General features: G+C 41.6%; 10 protein-coding genes. 5 read left to right on the top strand and 5 right to left on the bottom strand.

All coding sequences use genetic code 11. The features are described from left to right. Positions 1 to 2 precede the first annotated feature (2 nt). The 5 genes from BLQ57_RS06465 to rocD all read right to left on the bottom strand — a co-directional run bounded on the left by BLQ57_RS06465 (position 3) and on the right by rocD (position 13,588). Positions 3 to 3,233, bottom strand: coding sequence for a hypothetical protein (locus BLQ57_RS06465; RefSeq protein WP_087938514.1), 3,231 nt, complete (start codon positions 3,231 to 3,233; stop codon positions 3 to 5). Between the two features lie 3 nt (positions 3,234 to 3,236). Then, the gene (locus BLQ57_RS06470) at positions 3,237 to 9,842 is read right to left on the bottom strand and encodes a DUF6603 domain-containing protein (protein ID WP_087938515.1); all 6,606 of its coding nucleotides are present in this window, start codon (positions 9,840 to 9,842) and stop codon (positions 3,237 to 3,239) included. A gap of 287 nt (positions 9,843 to 10,129) precedes the next feature. Next, the gene (locus BLQ57_RS06475; protein WP_087938516.1) at positions 10,130 to 11,344 is read right to left on the bottom strand and encodes a porin; all 1,215 of its coding nucleotides are present in this window, start codon (positions 11,342 to 11,344) and stop codon (positions 10,130 to 10,132) included. Between the two features lie 235 nt (positions 11,345 to 11,579). Continuing rightward, positions 11,580 to 12,245, bottom strand: a complete 666-nt coding sequence (locus BLQ57_RS06480; protein ID WP_087938517.1) for an HAD family hydrolase — start codon at positions 12,243 to 12,245, stop codon at positions 11,580 to 11,582. 77 nt (positions 12,246 to 12,322) lie between these two features. Beyond that, on the bottom strand, positions 12,323 to 13,588 hold the full coding sequence (gene rocD, locus BLQ57_RS06485) for an ornithine--oxo-acid transaminase (protein WP_087938518.1): 1,266 nt from the start codon (positions 13,586 to 13,588) through the stop codon (positions 12,323 to 12,325). A 52-nt stretch (positions 13,589 to 13,640) separates the two neighbouring features. Here rocD and BLQ57_RS21110 point away from each other — a divergent pair, with 52 nt between their 5' ends. The 5 genes from BLQ57_RS21110 to ftsY all read left to right on the top strand — a co-directional run bounded on the left by BLQ57_RS21110 (position 13,641) and on the right by ftsY (position 15,616). Continuing rightward, complete coding sequence (locus tag BLQ57_RS21110; protein WP_169712723.1) at positions 13,641 to 13,817, top strand: C1orf53 family protein; 177 nt, start codon at positions 13,641 to 13,643, stop codon at positions 13,815 to 13,817. A 102-nt stretch (positions 13,818 to 13,919) separates the two neighbouring features. After that, on the top strand, positions 13,920 to 14,162 hold the full coding sequence (gene rpmB, locus BLQ57_RS06490; protein ID WP_087938582.1) for a 50S ribosomal protein L28: 243 nt from the start codon (positions 13,920 to 13,922) through the stop codon (positions 14,160 to 14,162). A 30-nt stretch (positions 14,163 to 14,192) separates the two neighbouring features. Then, positions 14,193 to 14,375: a 50S ribosomal protein L33 gene (gene rpmG / locus BLQ57_RS06495; protein WP_087938519.1), complete on the top strand. Its 183-nt coding sequence runs from the start codon at positions 14,193 to 14,195 to the stop codon at positions 14,373 to 14,375. A 36-nt stretch (positions 14,376 to 14,411) separates the two neighbouring features. Next, positions 14,412 to 14,564 carry a DUF4295 domain-containing protein gene (locus BLQ57_RS06500; RefSeq protein WP_087938520.1) on the top strand — a complete coding sequence of 51 codons (153 nt, stop codon included), beginning with the start codon at positions 14,412 to 14,414 and terminating at the stop codon, positions 14,562 to 14,564. A 95-nt stretch (positions 14,565 to 14,659) separates the two neighbouring features. After that, positions 14,660 to 15,616 (top strand): signal recognition particle-docking protein FtsY, encoded by a 957-nt coding sequence (gene ftsY / locus BLQ57_RS06505; protein WP_087938521.1) that lies wholly within the window; start codon positions 14,660 to 14,662, stop codon positions 15,614 to 15,616. The last annotated feature ends 32 nt before the right edge of the window (positions 15,617 to 15,648 follow it).

Consider the following 15,648-nt stretch of genomic DNA (forward strand, 5'->3'; position numbering starts at 1 on the left):
CATTAATCGTTTAGCATGGTAGACGCGTGACGTGCAAAAAGAATGGGAGACTGATATAGAATGTAAGCCATATCACTACTGCTAGCCCCCCATGTAGCTGCTCTCGGACCACTGCTTCCCGGTCCAAGATTTATATTGACGCCCTTGATTTTCAGATAGGGTGGTTGAACACCACTTTTTCCTTCGATATGTTCCCAAGTAACCTGATCCCAATTGTCAGGGGTCATATCGAGTGTTCCATCCAAATCATCTAATCCAAAACTTACTTGTCCTGGCCTTTCTCTGAGTACAAAAAACCATCCTGGATTATTGGACCTATTTCCATTTGCTTCTTCTTGACTCAGCTCAAATCCAAAGAAATGGACATCTGGTTCGATAGTACCACTCAGGACCGGCCATTTGACATTTTGTGGATTTTTATAATTACTCAATTGTCTAGGCAATGCTGAATTATCATTTTGGTATACAGCCTTCTGTGCATAAACCAGCGTGTTTGGATACTTCCTAAGCAAGTCCCCCTTGATCAAAAGCACCAAGCCAGCCCCTGGTTTCTCTTCATTTTTACCCAGTGGTTTATTCCATTTGTGAATCTCCCTGATATCAGCTCGGGCATTTTGATTATTCAATACTTGATTGACATAGGCTTCATAATCTTCTCCCGGCTCTACCTGTGCAAGTGGATCATTGTCATATTCCCAGAAATGTCTAAAGTAACTTCCCCTCATATCGGTCGGGAATTCTCTCCACAATAATTCTCTCGAAAACTCATGATTCATTCCGATCAAAAAAGATTCGATAAACTCACGATTAGTTTCCATCAAGGTAATAGTATTGGGTTCAATCTCTGAAATATTGGGGATCACGTAATCAGGTGAAATCTCCTTTAGATATTTATATACAGGGAAAGGAAATCGAGGATAAGCCATGATGGGTTTATGCTTATTGGCAATTTCTCCTACAAAAAGTGCCGCCAGCTTCCGATTAAAATTTATCCTTGGATCTAGTTTTACCCGAATCGTTTGCTGAAAATCCAAAGGCAGCGTACTTCTACCTGGCCTTTTGAAAAGCTTCACTTTGGGATTGATTTCTGGGTTTGCTATAAATTTTTTACTGAAACTAGAGAGGTAGTTTGCCCTGTTTTGGATGATAACGGATTGGTCAAACTGAACAATCTCAGAACTTGAAGCTTGAGCTTTTTTAAAAAGCACCTGTTTGGAGGAACCATAGAGGCCTTCATCGAAATTTTCGCTGATCCGATCCTCAAACACTTTTTTATCAACTATAAATGTCCGCAGTGTTTTCTTATCGTTTTCGGTCCTTTCCTTTATTCCGTTTAATATATCCTCGGCTCTCTTTCTCTGATCAGAGGTAAACTCTACGGGCATCTTCGCCATAACATCGGCTGTATCAAATCCGACATTATTTATTTTTAAAATTGCATTTGAAAGGCTCTCCATGAAAGACACAGGTGGGTTATCAACTACAGACCGGATAGCAGTAAATGCCTGAACTGCTGGCAGAACCATAACAGGTTCTCTTTTACTAGGTGCTGCTGAGATTTTCCCTAAGGTCCCTTCTGATTTGTTCAGGTTTTTATAGAGCTGACTATTCAAAACAGCTTTCGCACCATCCACTCCCCCATTCATAAGTGCAGTAGGTGTGAAATTATTAGCAACTTTCAAGAAAGACCCAGATCGTATTGCAGTCGGAACTGTAGATGAATTCAAGGCTTTTTTTAAAGTCTTGGAGAGATCCAATTTCATCACATCAAAGGCTTTCCCTGTGGCATTAATGAAATCAAATTCGTCTAGCTTAAAGACTTTTTTAACAGCCAGTGATCTAGTCGTTCGCTTCATCAGTTCACTTTCACGGATTTTTTGATTGGCCTCGTTGATGTCCCCTATTTGCTCCCAAGCCATTTCCATAAATTTCTCTTGGTGCTTTTGGACCACCTGCACGCCCAAACCTGCGGCGGCTCGATGGCTCGGATGCAAATTCAACTGATGAACCCAATCTTTTCCATTATTGGAAAGCTTTTCGATTCCTTTATGCCATTTCCCATAGACTGGTGGAGTAATGATCGGGTCATCCTCGACATTTGGAGAATAAAAAAATGAATGAGTACTGGAGACTGCTGTATCTTGAAGATTAAAAGACAAATTAAGTATGGCTAATAAATCAGCTTTCAATTGCTGTGCACTGATCGGCCAAGGAGCGGTTTTATAATCAGGGTGGCGCATAGCTCCCTCCACAAATCCAAGAGCATCACTTCCCATGGGCTGAATCCCAAAACCCATCTCTTTCATATCCATCTCTCGCTTCCCGATCGTTTCGGGAAGTTCACGTGCTTCCAATAGTTGCGCTAAGCTTTCGAAATCTCCTCCCTGATCGACCTTGAAAGACCAGGTATGATAATATGGATAGCTTGAAGGATTGGTGCCCTGAGTAATGGCTGACCTTGACCATGAAGATTTCTGAGCTGGAACATCAGCAGTATCCAATCCCAAGCCAGCCAACCGACCTGTCTCAAAGGCAGGAATCAAAAAAGCATGATAGGTATTGGGGTCATAATCTTGACTTGGGTTCGGCTGGGTATAGGCTAACTTCCTTGGACAAAGAACTCTTGAAAGTGCCAAGTCTGGATTTTGAGCCAGCTTCTGAGATAATTGTGGTGCAGTTGGGGAAGAATTATCTCCTAAATCCTCGAGCACATGAACGTGCGCCAAGGCATAGGTGTCTTTTTCATTACAAAACACCAAGGGAAGTGCCTCGTTTGTAATCGAGATAAAGGGTGTAGGGGTACCTCCAGTGCTTTTTTCAAACTCATTTTCCCGAAGTACAATTAAAGCAAGCCAAGGTCGTAGTTTATTTCCCACTGGTTTGGCAGGAGTAAATCGCCATGGCAAATCTTCCTCATAAAATTCCACATAGCAAAGATTATTAGTTTCGAAATTTTTTACCCCGTTCTTAGGATGAACCCGGATGATGGATTTGGAATTGATACCCAGTACATCTCCTGGCCCTTGTACTTTTACAGTTTTTGATACCGTATGATTTTGAGTCGTTTGATCTCTAGTCGCCTTAAGCTTTGCACTGACGTTAATTTCTGGCCGTTCGAGGGTCGCATTAGAAGGCAGGGAGTTTCCTAGAAAATCGGTTTCAAGGATTTCATTACCTAGCCCTTGCCTTACCCAAGGCAAAAAAGAATAACTCGCTAATGTTGAATTAGGCATAATTTATAATTCTAAAATATCACTTGCTACTACTTGTATACTTTTTGCAGTTCCTTTTTGAGCACTTGAAGCCTTCTTGACCGCACTGAGGTAGGACTGATTTTGTCCACCCGACACGACACTCAGATCATCGGTGTCTACCACCGAGAAGCCTGGTTTTTTCAGCTTTACCTTTTTAGGATTGAGGATTCTGGATTGATTAGCAGATAATGTAGACTGACCCACTGCGCCCGTACGAGCAAAGAAGTTGCTCTCTTTTCGGGTAAATAATCCTTTGCCTTTTAACTTAACTACACCAAATGAATTATTCGCTTCATCCATAACCATCTGCTCATATTCTACCTCCCGATCTACCACATTGCCACATTTTAGGGCATCTGTACCGCTGAGCTTGACGCCGGCATCCTCCTCATTAAATGAAGGAAGGCTCAGTTTCTCGTTATCTTTAAGGTCTAGGAAATTAGCTGAAGCGAAAGAATCTTTGACGTATCCGTAGTCAGCATCACTGCTTCCGATTCTGACTTCGATGATTTCAAACTTGGTGTAGTCGGCTGGATTAAATTGCCCAAACTTGCTAATCTCAACATTTAAGGGCACGATTTTTTGATTGATCTCGATACTGCCATTAGGAGTGAGGATCAAGTCGCCGGCATCGACCAGGCCTTTCATTCGTAAGCCTGGAGAACTTGGGTTATTGATTACACTTCTCCAGTTTTGGATATCTTCCAAAGCCTCGACCAGAAGTGGTAAGACCGAAATGTCTGGCAAAGTAGTATCTCGCTTATCACCCCAAGTCACATCAAATTTAACCTTGACAGAGAAGAATAGTACCTTGAACTTCGCTGTACCTTTTGCTCTCCAAGGAGTTGGACCCTCAAGGCTAAACTCAAGCGATAAGCTCAGTAAGGTAGTACTTCCTGCTTTCACTGCCAGTCTTGCTCTGGCATCTGCAATAAATCGGAAGGGAGAGAACTGGAACAAGACATCAAACCCAAACTCGCCGACCACTTTAAACCCGGAAACTCCAAAATAAAAATCAATACCTGCCCCGAACTGAACGGTATTGGAAGTGACGGCGAAATAACAGCTGAGCGTTAAGCGCGGATTGCCAGATAGAATCTTCAAAGTCAGCCGCTTCATCATTGGGATTTGAAGATGGGTAGGAGGATTGAATCTAGGATGAAACCCGCCCACAGAGATTACAAAATCCGGTTTTGCTCCCCAGCTTATTCTCAAGACCATGTCGCCTTCCAACCCAAAAGTCAGTACCTTAGAATCAAACAGGCTGGCATCAAAACTCAGCATCCCCTTCTCAAAATCAATCATTCCAAGAAATGCGACCTGAATTTTGATCAGGGCGGCATTTTCATCAGGTAAAATCACCCGCAATACCCCTAAAATCCCAAATCGGACAGGATTGGCAAATTCGATCGCGATCCCTAGGTCTACTCTCAATAAAGTTGGAACACCCCAAGTAATCGCTGCCATGGGTCCCAATACAAATTGATCCCGCTTGACTGGAAAGACCTCTTTAATATCAGTGAGAATCTTATTGATATTAGCTATTATATTTTTGGGGAAGAGAATATTCTGAATCGTACCCGAGCGAACTCCATCCCTGAGCCGCTCTACCTGAATAGTCCGATGAATCCCCAGGATCCCCCCAAGTCCTGAAAGGAAAAATCCAAATCCAAGGGCAATTCCTGTCCCAAATTCTACCGAAACGATAAACAAAACCGAAGTTCCTGGCTGTCCATCTGGCATTTTACTATTGATGATACCAATTGCGGAGACGGCAAACATATTCATGAAGGAAAGCTCAACAGCTCCAGCATACTCACCCTTTTCATCATCAAAAAATAAGTATCCTCCCCCGCTGAATACAGGAGTATCGAGGGCAACTCCCAAGCCAGTTGGAGGCTTAAACCTTACATCAATATTGACTATACCAAAATTTGCATTACCCTGAGGAATTCCATTGTTGATGATGGCTTTGGTCAGTGTCGCTTCTATCCCAAGCCCTTCCACAGATGCGGCCACAGGACCTAAAACTATGCTTGCTCCCGAAAAGGAAATCCCCAGATCTGTTCCTGATGCATTATTGTTTTTATAGGTGATTTTGATCGCATCCAAACTGACTGCATTTCCAAACTTCCCATTTACAGGAATTAATGCCTCACTTTGCGCTCCACCAAAGGAAACGCTCAGGCCTGAAGGCCAACGGATATCAAGGTCGATATCAAAGGAATTTCCAAACTGTAACTCTTTTAGGTTAATCTGACTTGGGAGCAGATTATCCATTCCCGGAATTACTATTTGATTTTCGATTAAACCACCTAAAATAAAATCCCATTCATTGGAAGCTGTTCTACTTAAGCCAATTTTACTGAGATAAATCCGGACAATACTTGGCACATCGACCACTTTGAGTGCATTGGTACTTGGGGTGACCTCACCCAGTACATGAAATGCCCCCTCACTATCGATCATAATATCCACTGCGATAGCTGTTGAATCCCCTCCAAGGCCCTCTAGTTCAAGTTCACCCTTTAATTCTACACTGATGTCTGAACCGGTTTTTTCGACTTCTACAGAAGAAATCGAAATTTTGACATTTCCGAGATGGAATACAGCCGTACTTGCAATAGATCCGGTAAAATTACTTTTAGAAGGAACTGTGAAATTTATTTCCACTTTGGCCTGCTGATCACTCGCATCCCTCAAACCTGGTATTTCAAGCTCTCCTTCAAAAGCAAATGGATACTCCAAACTGTCAGGGGTAAAACTTAAGTTCAGCGTTTTAAGCGTAAAGGCAAATCCACCAACTTTGATTTTTTGATCTTGACTGAGTGAAATCTGGTATTTCTTAGTCGATTGCTCGTAGCTGAAGCCGATAGCTATCTCTGCTGGCCCCGAACCATTTTCTTGCTCAAATCCCGAGAATCCCAAGCCCGCCACGGCAGTGATGCTTTCCAAATCTCCACTTAAAATCTGTAAATCAAATTTCTCTATGAATAGACTGACATCCCCCAGCTTGAGCTCGGTACGCTGCTCATCAGGATTCGCTTTAATGATATAGTCATTTCCATCCGAAAGCTGGAATTCAAAATCCAGCTCATCATGCCCGGGTTCACATGCAGGAATTTTCAGATTGCCCGCAAAAATCGCATCAGTCAATGTGCTATTTTGAATCGAAAATCCAAATTGGCTGAAATTAAAGTCAATATCCCCGATTTTAAACGTGGGCAGAGAGGTAGCAACAAATGCCAACTTATTAATTGCTTTGGTATAGCTTATCGAAACCCCGACAAAACTATCGCCTCCCGGCAACTTAAACTGTGCTTGACCACTGATCGACTGTAGACCTGATTCCTGAACAAGGAGTTCAAAATCCAAGTCTTTTAATTCTAATCCACTACCCTTTAATATTCCAGATGATGCGATTTCTACCGTGTAGGAGTCTCCTTCGTTTTCAACTTCGAAGGCATAATTCAAACTACCTCCACTAGTAAAAACAGGCATGACCATCGTCCCACTGAGATTGGCAGATTCAAATGCCCCGTTCTTAATTAAAAAAGCCAATGAGGCGATATTTAGGGTGAATACAGCCAAATCTACCGGTGGCAAGGAAGATGCTGACAGCTCAAAAATTTCATCTCCATTTTTAGAATAATCAACCTGAACCGCAAATGGCTGATCGGTTTGACTAATTTCAGGAATATAAAACTTCGCCCCTCCAGTGGCATTCTTGACCGTACCATTCTCCACTTCGATATTCAGTCCCAAATCACTCAATTCAAAAATCCCGAAATTAGCGGTTTGGCCTACTCCGTTGATTTTAATTTCATAGGAAGAATCAGACTGAATTTCAAGATCGAAGGCCACAGGATTACCATCAAAGACAGGAATGGTGATTTCGCCGTTGATCTCAGCCGAATAGCTCTGATCTTTAACAGTCTCAATTCTGATTTTTTCAAACTGAAGATTGAAACTTTCTAGATCGGCAGAAACATCATTCAGCTGAATGATAAAAGTGTGCTCACTTCCGTTTTTCTCAAAGGAAATATTAAAACTAAAAGAATCATCTAAACCAGGGATCAAAAGCGATCCTCCCCCATTGACCGATTTAAGCTCTTTATCCTCGACCTTTAATTCGAAGTTTGAAAATGACAGACTGAGAGGGCCAAATTCGATGGTATTTTGACTTGGTTCTCCACTGAGTTTGATTTCATATCCTTTTCCATTGTCATCTACTTCCAAGGCAAACTGAATACCTGCCCCGCCAGTAGCGTCAGGGAGTCTGAAATTACCCGATGCTTGTCCATGGTGAAAACCTCCATGCCTTATTTCAAAATCCAAGGATGAAATATGAAGCGCTCCACCATATAATTGGACATTCACAGGATTCTGCGATTCGATCTTATATTGATCCAACGCCCGGAAATACTTAAATGAAATCTGCGAAGCTGAATTAAAAACTGGAATCTGCAACTCACCGCTCCCTGAAAAATCCTGAAGGACACCATTGTCCACTTCCAGCTCTAAATCCAACTGTCTCAATTCAAAGTCTCCAAATCTCACCAGTTGAGCTCCGCTGTCCACTTCGATTTGATAAGTTTTGCTTCGATCAAAATTGACTTCAAAATCCAGTTCTCCCCCCTCCTCAAAAACCGGGAGAGTCAAGCTTCCACTAGCCGAGGCTTGAAATTGCTGTCCTTTTTCAACGCGTAGATTCAACTGAGTGAAGCTTAGTCTAAAGCCTTCAATAGCTGCTTCTACATCATTGAGTTGAATTTCATAGATTGCACTTGAGCCATTTAATTGAGCAGAAAAGTCAAAGTCAAATGCCTGACTCAGCCCCGGTAGAAGCAGCTGACCTTCACCTTCAATACTCTCAAGCTGCTTATTAACTACGTGCAAGTCAAAGGAATTCAGGGCTAAGGTTAAAGAGCCAAAAACCAACTGATTATCCTGAGGACTACCCGTCAATTGGATATGAAAATCATCCCCCTGATTTGCTATATCGAGATTAAAATTAATCCCAGCACCATCAGTGGTATCAGGCAGCTTGAGCTTTCCGGTGATTTGACTATTGGTAAAAGCATTGTTGACAAAAAGGAATCGAATCTGTGAAAACTCCAGTTTGCATCCTGCCACTTCAGGGGTGCCAAAATCGCTGACGGCTATGGTCAGATTTTCATTGGAAGCAGTACGAGCAAATTGAATGTCAACCTGTATAGGCGTACCGGACGTGATCTCAGGCATAGTCAATTCCCCATTTCCAGTCACGTCTTGAAGTGATTCGTTTTCATACAGCATTTCGTATTGCTGAAGATTCAATTCAAAACCGCCGTACCTAAGGGGTTGGCTGGATGGGTTACTGACTTGAAGTTTATATCGACTTGTAGCCGTATTCTCAAAATTCAATTTGAAATCCAGTTGACCATCGTCAAACAAAGGCAGCTTCACTTTCCCCTCCCACTTGCTTTCGTTTAGCGTGCCATTTTTATTAATTCTTATGAAAACCTCATCAAAAGTCACAGTTCCAAATCCAATTGGAACGGGATTGAAAGCCGCCCCCGTAAACTCAAAATGGGGATCCAAATAGGCAAAAGAAAACGTGGTCTTGACTGGGCTTTGGGCATTAGAGTCAGTAAACCCAGGTAGCTCTACCCAGCCGCGGATATCTACTGTGCTGGCTGATGAAGGACTGGTGACGACTTCTATTTTTTCAAAGAAAACAGAGATACTTCCTTTTTTTAATTCTTTGCCCTGGGGATTTTGAGCCTGATATTTTACCTCACCGCTATTGAGGAGTGCGATACCAAAATCAATTTTTCCATTGTCTAAAAAATCAAAAACAAGCTCACCTGAAATCAGAGTCCCTGCTTGAAAATCTCCATTTTGAATCACTAGGGTGACATTGCTAAGGGTGGCTTGAATACCCTGTAAACGGGCTGCAGGAATATTTTGAGCTGTTCCATTAAACACCCCATTTCCATAGGCCAAATTCAAATCCAATATATGAGGACCCGATCCATCTTCTTTTTCTAGATCTGGAAGTAGTAACTCAACTCCGCATTGCAGTTGGGATAGTTGTGCCAGCGTAAAGGTCAAAGAAGTGGAAACGATTTTCACATCCACGCCATGGACTTTGGCCTCAATAACTTGAGTCTGGTTGATAGAAAACTCTTTCGCTCCATTATTGTCATCAATTACCAGTTCAAATGGTATTTTAGACAATTGATCAGTCACTTTATCTCTAAAAGACTGTAACTCCGTCTCTGCTTCTATAAGAAACTCATCGATCTGACTTGTGGATTCATTCAGTTTAATTTGGAATTTCTTCAGAACAGATTCTAACTCATATAGAAAAAAATCTTGGGGATTACCCAAAAGATCATCAACTGCTTCAATGATATATTGATTGGCTACTTTACTTATATCTACTGGTATTTTGATTGGAAGATCGGCATCATCCTTGAAATGTTCGAGAACCATTTCAGCCGTATCTGAGGGGTTGGAAAGCACTTGATCCAATTGTCCCTTGAGCTGACTTATTCCAGAATCTGAAAGCAGCGACTCAAAAGGTAAGTTGATTACAGCCATAAAAGTAGTGGTTTCAAAAATTCAACAAAAACACAACAGTTTGAATCTAAGGAGATTATATTGAAAATAAAAAATTTATAATCAGATTTTTTTAAGAAAGAATCAATTATAAAATATAATACAACCCATAAATAATTCTGTCCATTGATCAATTAGTAAAATTCAATTTTATTTAGAAAAGTGATACTTCTGCTTAAAAAGGTTGTTTTGACAATCCAAAAAACCACTTGAAACTAAAAAAGACGAACCCTCAGGAATTCGTCTTTTTAATAAATAAACAAGTTTTTCTAGAAATTCACCTGCGCCTGAATTCGCAACAAACTCCCTCTTTGGCGATTGTTGGGATTAGATGAGTTTTCGAAAGTTCGGTCTGAGATGGTATACATAGTTACGAGTTCGAAGTTGGGATTAAACTGCCATTCTACACCCAATTCAAATTCTTTTACCCGGTGACGGGTAGCATCCAATTCAAACTTTTTCCCTCCCTTATAATAATGGTAACGAGCGAAAGGAATAAAAAGCTTATCACCTGTTTTCCATTGGTAATTGACCAAAGCATATCCACCACTCAGTGGTGCATCCACAACATCATCTGTCGCTGGGTTATATTCAGGCCCCCTTCCCCAGTTATATTCTAGCTGAAAACCAAAAGGCTGAGGATAAAGAACGAAAGTCGGTCCATAGCGATACTCCCTAAATTCATTTTGATCCAAGTCCAAAGGCGAACTTCGCTGAACGATATATTTCCCTGTATACCCCTGAAATGAAGTTTCAAAAATTTGTCCTGACGGCAGTAAAAATGGATAGGTAAGACGTGAGACTACATGGACGCTCCTATCTTTATCTTGGGCATTGGGACCTTGTCCATTATAAATTCCAAATCCAAACATCCCATAATCCCCAGAACCTTTAAGTCCTGAAGACACCAAGTAACTAAATCGCTTTCTTATTTCCTGAGGCGCATAATAAAAGAACACGCCCGATTCCCGTTCATTGGGAACCGCAGAGTTCATCCCGTCATGTCTATCAAGGGGCAGGCGGTTTTGGCTTGATTGCATATTTTCAAAACCAAAGGGCACTTTTGACTGGCCTATTCGCAGGCGAAATTCTTGCTTGGGATCCAAGGCCACATCAAAGTACGCATCTCTGATTTGAGCAAAATTACCGCCGCCGGAAGCAAAATCCGGCTGAATATAAACATAAACTCGCTCATGGACTTGACCATAAAAGACCAGGCGGATTCGACGGAAGAAGAAACCTCCTCCATCTCCTCCCCAGGACTTGTCGCATTGGTCGCACATGAGATTCGGGTTAGTTTCAAACAGCCCATTGTACCTAAGTTGAGCATAACCGCGTAGTCGCAGCTTTTCATACCAGCCCTTTGCAGGAGTAGCCTGTTCGGAGTCGTTGGATAGCAGTGAATCACCTTGCACGTCCCTTGCAAAAACGGCAGATAGTGACATCATCACCAGGATGATAGCCATCGCGAAGAGTCTTCGCATATCAGAAATAGTAATAGGTGTTATAAATTGTACAGCGAGACAAAGGTCTGGCTTAAAAATGTCTAAATAATGAACCCAATATTATCAAATCATTATATAAACTAATTATACAATATGTTGAAAAGCAAGAAGAAGATCCCCAAATCACTGATTTAGAACATTTAACAATTATTTAATCCATTACCTTAATGTGAATCTTAAAAACCATATTAATAAATTATTAGAATTATGTTAACTAGAATGTTTGGTTTTGCAGGTATTCCATAAGCATCTCAGGCTCGAGCCCTTGGTAGTTTTCAATGTAATGATGGCATACGGGTAATTCATTTTTTGAATGTGATGATAGCACTCCCACTACTTTCATTCCAGCATTTAAACCTGCTGTTACTCCAGAAAATGAATCTTCAAATACCACACAGCCTTGGGGATCGACTCCAAGTTTTTCTGCACTCTTGAGATAAATCTCAGGATCTGGCTTGTGCCTAGTCACATGCTCACTCGCCATAGCAGATTCGAAATGCCTGAAAAGGTCTAGCTTTCCTGCTATCAACTCAAGATTGGCCATAGGGGCAGAAGTGGCCACAGCTGTTTTTAAACCTTGGTCTTTTAGTTTTAAAAAGAAGTCCATAAACCCTGAAATTGGTTCGACATGGTGTTGATAAATATTACGAAAGAGACTTTCCTTTTCATCTTCCAGTTTCAGCAGCTCCTCTCCTTGGATTTTTCTTCCAAAAAAGTGACTCATTATATAGGAGTTGCTCTTGCCATACATATGAAGAGAAAACTCCTCCTCTGTTGGGAATAAATTTCGCTTTGCAAAAAACTCCTTAAAGGCTAAGGAATGAAAAGGATTGGTGTGGCAAATCACCCCATCCATATCAAATAAAACTGCTTTGCTCATGATAATTTTTCAAGGAAAAAGGGGCGCTCGGCTTTTTTGCCAAAACACCCCTGCATAATATAAAGATGAATACCTGATTAAAATTCTGATATCACACGCTCGATGATGTCACAGCATTCATGCAGCTGCTCTTCGGTCATCACTAGTGGTGGAGCAAATCGGATGATATTTCCGTGGGTAGGCTTTGCTAAAAGTCCATTTTCGGCAAGCTTCACACAAATATCCCAAGCGGTGGAGCTCTCCTCAGAGTCATTGATGACTACAGCATTCAATAAGCCTTTACCTCTAACTAATTTTGCGATGGAATATTTATCGATCATTTTTTGCATTCGCTCTCGGAAAAGCTCTCCTAGCCTACGTGCATTTTGAGCCAATTTCTCATCACGAACTACTTCAAGAGCAGCGATAGCTACTTTTGCTCCCAAGGGATTTCCTCCAAAAGTCGATCCGTGCTGACCCGGCTTGATCACATCCATGATTTCCTTGTCAGCCAATACAGCCGATACAGGATAGAAGCCTCCAGAAATGGCCTTTCCTAAAATCAGCATATCAGGCTTTGTATAGGTCTTCTGCCGTTCACAATGCCCTTCACAGGCGCAGTTACCACAAACTGCCAAGAGTGAGCCGGTACGCGCTATACCCGTCTGTATCTCATCTGCAATTAACAATACCTTCTTTTCCGCGCAAGCCTCCTTGGCCTTTCGAATAAAATCATCGGCAGGTGTATACACTCCTGCCTCACCCTGAATAGGCTCGACTAAGAAAGCCACTACATTCTCCTCGGCAAGGGCTGCCTTGAGAGCAGTGATATTATCATAGGGAATACGAATGAACCCGTCGGTGTAAGGACCGAAATTCTTGCGAGCATTAGCATCATTTGAAAAAGAAATAATCGTGGTCGTTCTTCCATGGAAGTTATTTTCGGCTACAATTATTTTTGCTTCATTTTCCGCCACACCCTTCTTTTCATAACCCCACTTACGAGCAATCTTAATGGCAGTCTCTACTCCTTCAGCCCCTGTATTCATCGGTAAGACTTTATCAAAGTCGAAATACTCGGTGATGTATTTTTCGAATGGACCTAGGACATCATTATAGAATGCTCTTGAGGTGAGCGTCAGTGTGCCCGCCTGCTCGATTAGAGCATCTTTGATCCGAGGGTGGCAGTGCCCTTGGTTGACCGCAGAGTAAGCAGAGAGAAAATCAAAATATTTCTTTCCCTCTACATCCCATAGAAAAACTCCCTCACCTCTACTGAGCACAACGGGCAGAGGATGATAATTATGTGCGCCGTATTGATCTTCTAAGGCAATTGCCTGTTTGCTTGAAGTGATGGTCTGCATGATTTTGATTAATTTTGAGTTTAAAATAATTTCACTTAGGCAAATATAGCAAATGCCTGAGAGGCCTACCATGAAATCAGAAAAGAAGAAAGGGGATTTACCCGAATTGAGTACAGGCGATTATTATTTCAATGAGCAAGGGCTGATGGTTTTCACGGCCCAATATCATTTGAAACGCGGCTATTGCTGCGGAAATGGATGTCTTCACTGTCCTTACCGGAAAGGATGAAATTATAGGGGATATTTTTATGGGGCTTTGTTGTTAATTCCCAAAAAGTTCCGATATTTGCAGACTCATTACAGAAACGCATACCAATTACGATATAAAATCATGGCAAAAGTTTGTGACATTACCGGAAAAAGACCTCGAGTAGGTAACAACGTGTCCCATGCAAACAATAAGACGAAGCGTAGATTCTACCCAAATCTTCACAAGAAGACTTTCTACGTTCCTGAAGAAGACGCATGGATTACTTTGAAAGTGTGTACCAAGGCATTGAAAACCATCAATAAGAAGGGGATCACTGCTGTGTTGAAAGAGGCACAAAACAAAGGAATGATTGTAATCAAATAATCAGAGTCACGACCTAATAAATACACGAAGATGGCTAAGAAAGGAAATAGAGTACAGGTGATTATGGAATGCACAGAGCACAAGGCTTCTGGCATGCCAGGTACTTCCAGATACATTACCACAAAGAACAGGAAGAATACCACTGAGCGTTTGGAATTGAAAAAATTCAATCCAATCTTGAAAAAAGTGACTGTTCATAAAGAAATCAAGTAATTTAGCTGAGGTTTACCTCAATAAATAAACAAAGATATGGCTAAGAAAGTAGTAGCAACACTGAAAAAAGAAGGAGGCGTAACCTACGCCAAAGTCATCAGAGCAGTAAAGTCTGACAAAACTGGTGCATATACCTTCAAAGAAGAGATGGTTCCTGCCACCCTGGTTCAGGACACCTTGAAAAAATAATTTGCCAAAAGCATCGTAATGATTTATAGTCCCTCTGTCCATCGGTCAGCAGGGACTTTTTCATTATATTCCGACATTAATTCAATCATTTTAGCATGGGAATCTTTGGTTTCTTCTCGAAAGACAAAAAGGAAAGTCTAGATCAAGGACTTCAAAAATCAAGTGAAAATATTTTCTCTAAACTAGGCAAGGCAGTAGTCGGCAAGTCTAAGGTGGATGAGGAAGTATTGGACGAGTTGGAAGAAGTGCTCATTACTTCGGACGTGGGTGTTGATACGACGATCAAGGTTATCCGCCGAATTGAAGAACGAGTAGCTCGAGATAAGTACCTCTCCACTGATGAACTTGACCGGATTTTGAAAGAGGAGATCGTGGGGCTATTGGAAGAAAATACCACACAGGATTTCTTGGACTTTGACCTTCCTGAAGATAAGAAGCCCTATGTCATCATGGTGGTGGGTGTCAATGGTGTAGGAAAAACAACAACCATAGGCAAACTTGCCAATCTTTTCAAAAACGCCGGCAAAAAAGTAGTGTTAGGAGCAGCAGATACCTTTCGTGCTGCAGCTGTAGATCAATTGATCCTTTGGGGTGACCGTGTGGGAGTGCCTGTCGTTTCTCATGGCATGAATACTGATCCAGCATCGGTAGCCTTTGACACAGTCAAGCAAGCTGTAGATCAGAAAGCAGACGTAGTCATCGTTGATACTGCGGGAAGACTGCACACCAAAGTCAACCTGATGAATGAGCTCAGCAAGATCAAACGCGTCATGCAGAAATTTATTCCTGATGCACCGCATGAGATTCTTTTGGTTCTCGACGGTTCTACAGGGCAAAATGCATTTATCCAAGCCAAGGAATTCACAAAAGTCACAGAAATCACCTCTTTGGCAATCACAAAATTAGACGGTACTGCCAAAGGTGGGGTAGTCATCGGAATCTCAGATCAGCTAAAAATCCCAGTCAAATACATCGGAGTCGGAGAGAAAATGACAGACCTTCAAATCTTTAACCGAAAGGAATTTGTCGATTCTTTATTTACCAAAAAATAAGATTTAACATATAATCCCCTAAAGTCCTGATA

Origin of the sequence: Algoriphagus faecimaris, from assembly GCF_900101705.1 — a bacterium.
Taxonomy (GTDB): Bacteria; Bacteroidota; Bacteroidia; order Cytophagales; family Cyclobacteriaceae; genus Algoriphagus; species Algoriphagus faecimaris.

What these genes read in the sequence shown, in the direction of transcription:
- BLQ57_RS06465 (WP_087938514.1), bottom strand. Translation starts at nt 3,233, where the DNA reads ATGCCTAATTCAACATTAGCGAGTTATTCTTTTTTGCCTTGGGTAAGG.
- BLQ57_RS06470 (WP_087938515.1), bottom strand. Translation starts at nt 9,842, where the DNA reads ATGGCTGTAATCAACTTACCTTTTGAGTCGCTGCTTTCAGATTCTGGA.
- BLQ57_RS06475 (WP_087938516.1), bottom strand. Translation starts at nt 11,344, where the DNA reads ATGCGAAGACTCTTCGCGATGGCTATCATCCTGGTGATGATGTCACTA.
- BLQ57_RS06480 (WP_087938517.1), bottom strand. Translation starts at nt 12,245, where the DNA reads ATGAGCAAAGCAGTTTTATTTGATATGGATGGGGTGATTTGCCACACC.
- rocD (WP_087938518.1), bottom strand. Translation starts at nt 13,588, where the DNA reads ATGCAGACCATCACTTCAAGCAAACAGGCAATTGCCTTAGAAGATCAA.
- BLQ57_RS21110 (WP_169712723.1), top strand. Translation starts at nt 13,641, where the DNA reads ATGCCTGAGAGGCCTACCATGAAATCAGAAAAGAAGAAAGGGGATTTA.
- rpmB (WP_087938582.1), top strand. Translation starts at nt 13,920, where the DNA reads ATGGCAAAAGTTTGTGACATTACCGGAAAAAGACCTCGAGTAGGTAAC.
- rpmG (WP_087938519.1), top strand. Translation starts at nt 14,193, where the DNA reads ATGGCTAAGAAAGGAAATAGAGTACAGGTGATTATGGAATGCACAGAG.
- BLQ57_RS06500 (WP_087938520.1), top strand. Translation starts at nt 14,412, where the DNA reads ATGGCTAAGAAAGTAGTAGCAACACTGAAAAAAGAAGGAGGCGTAACC.
- ftsY (WP_087938521.1), top strand. Translation starts at nt 14,660, where the DNA reads ATGGGAATCTTTGGTTTCTTCTCGAAAGACAAAAAGGAAAGTCTAGAT.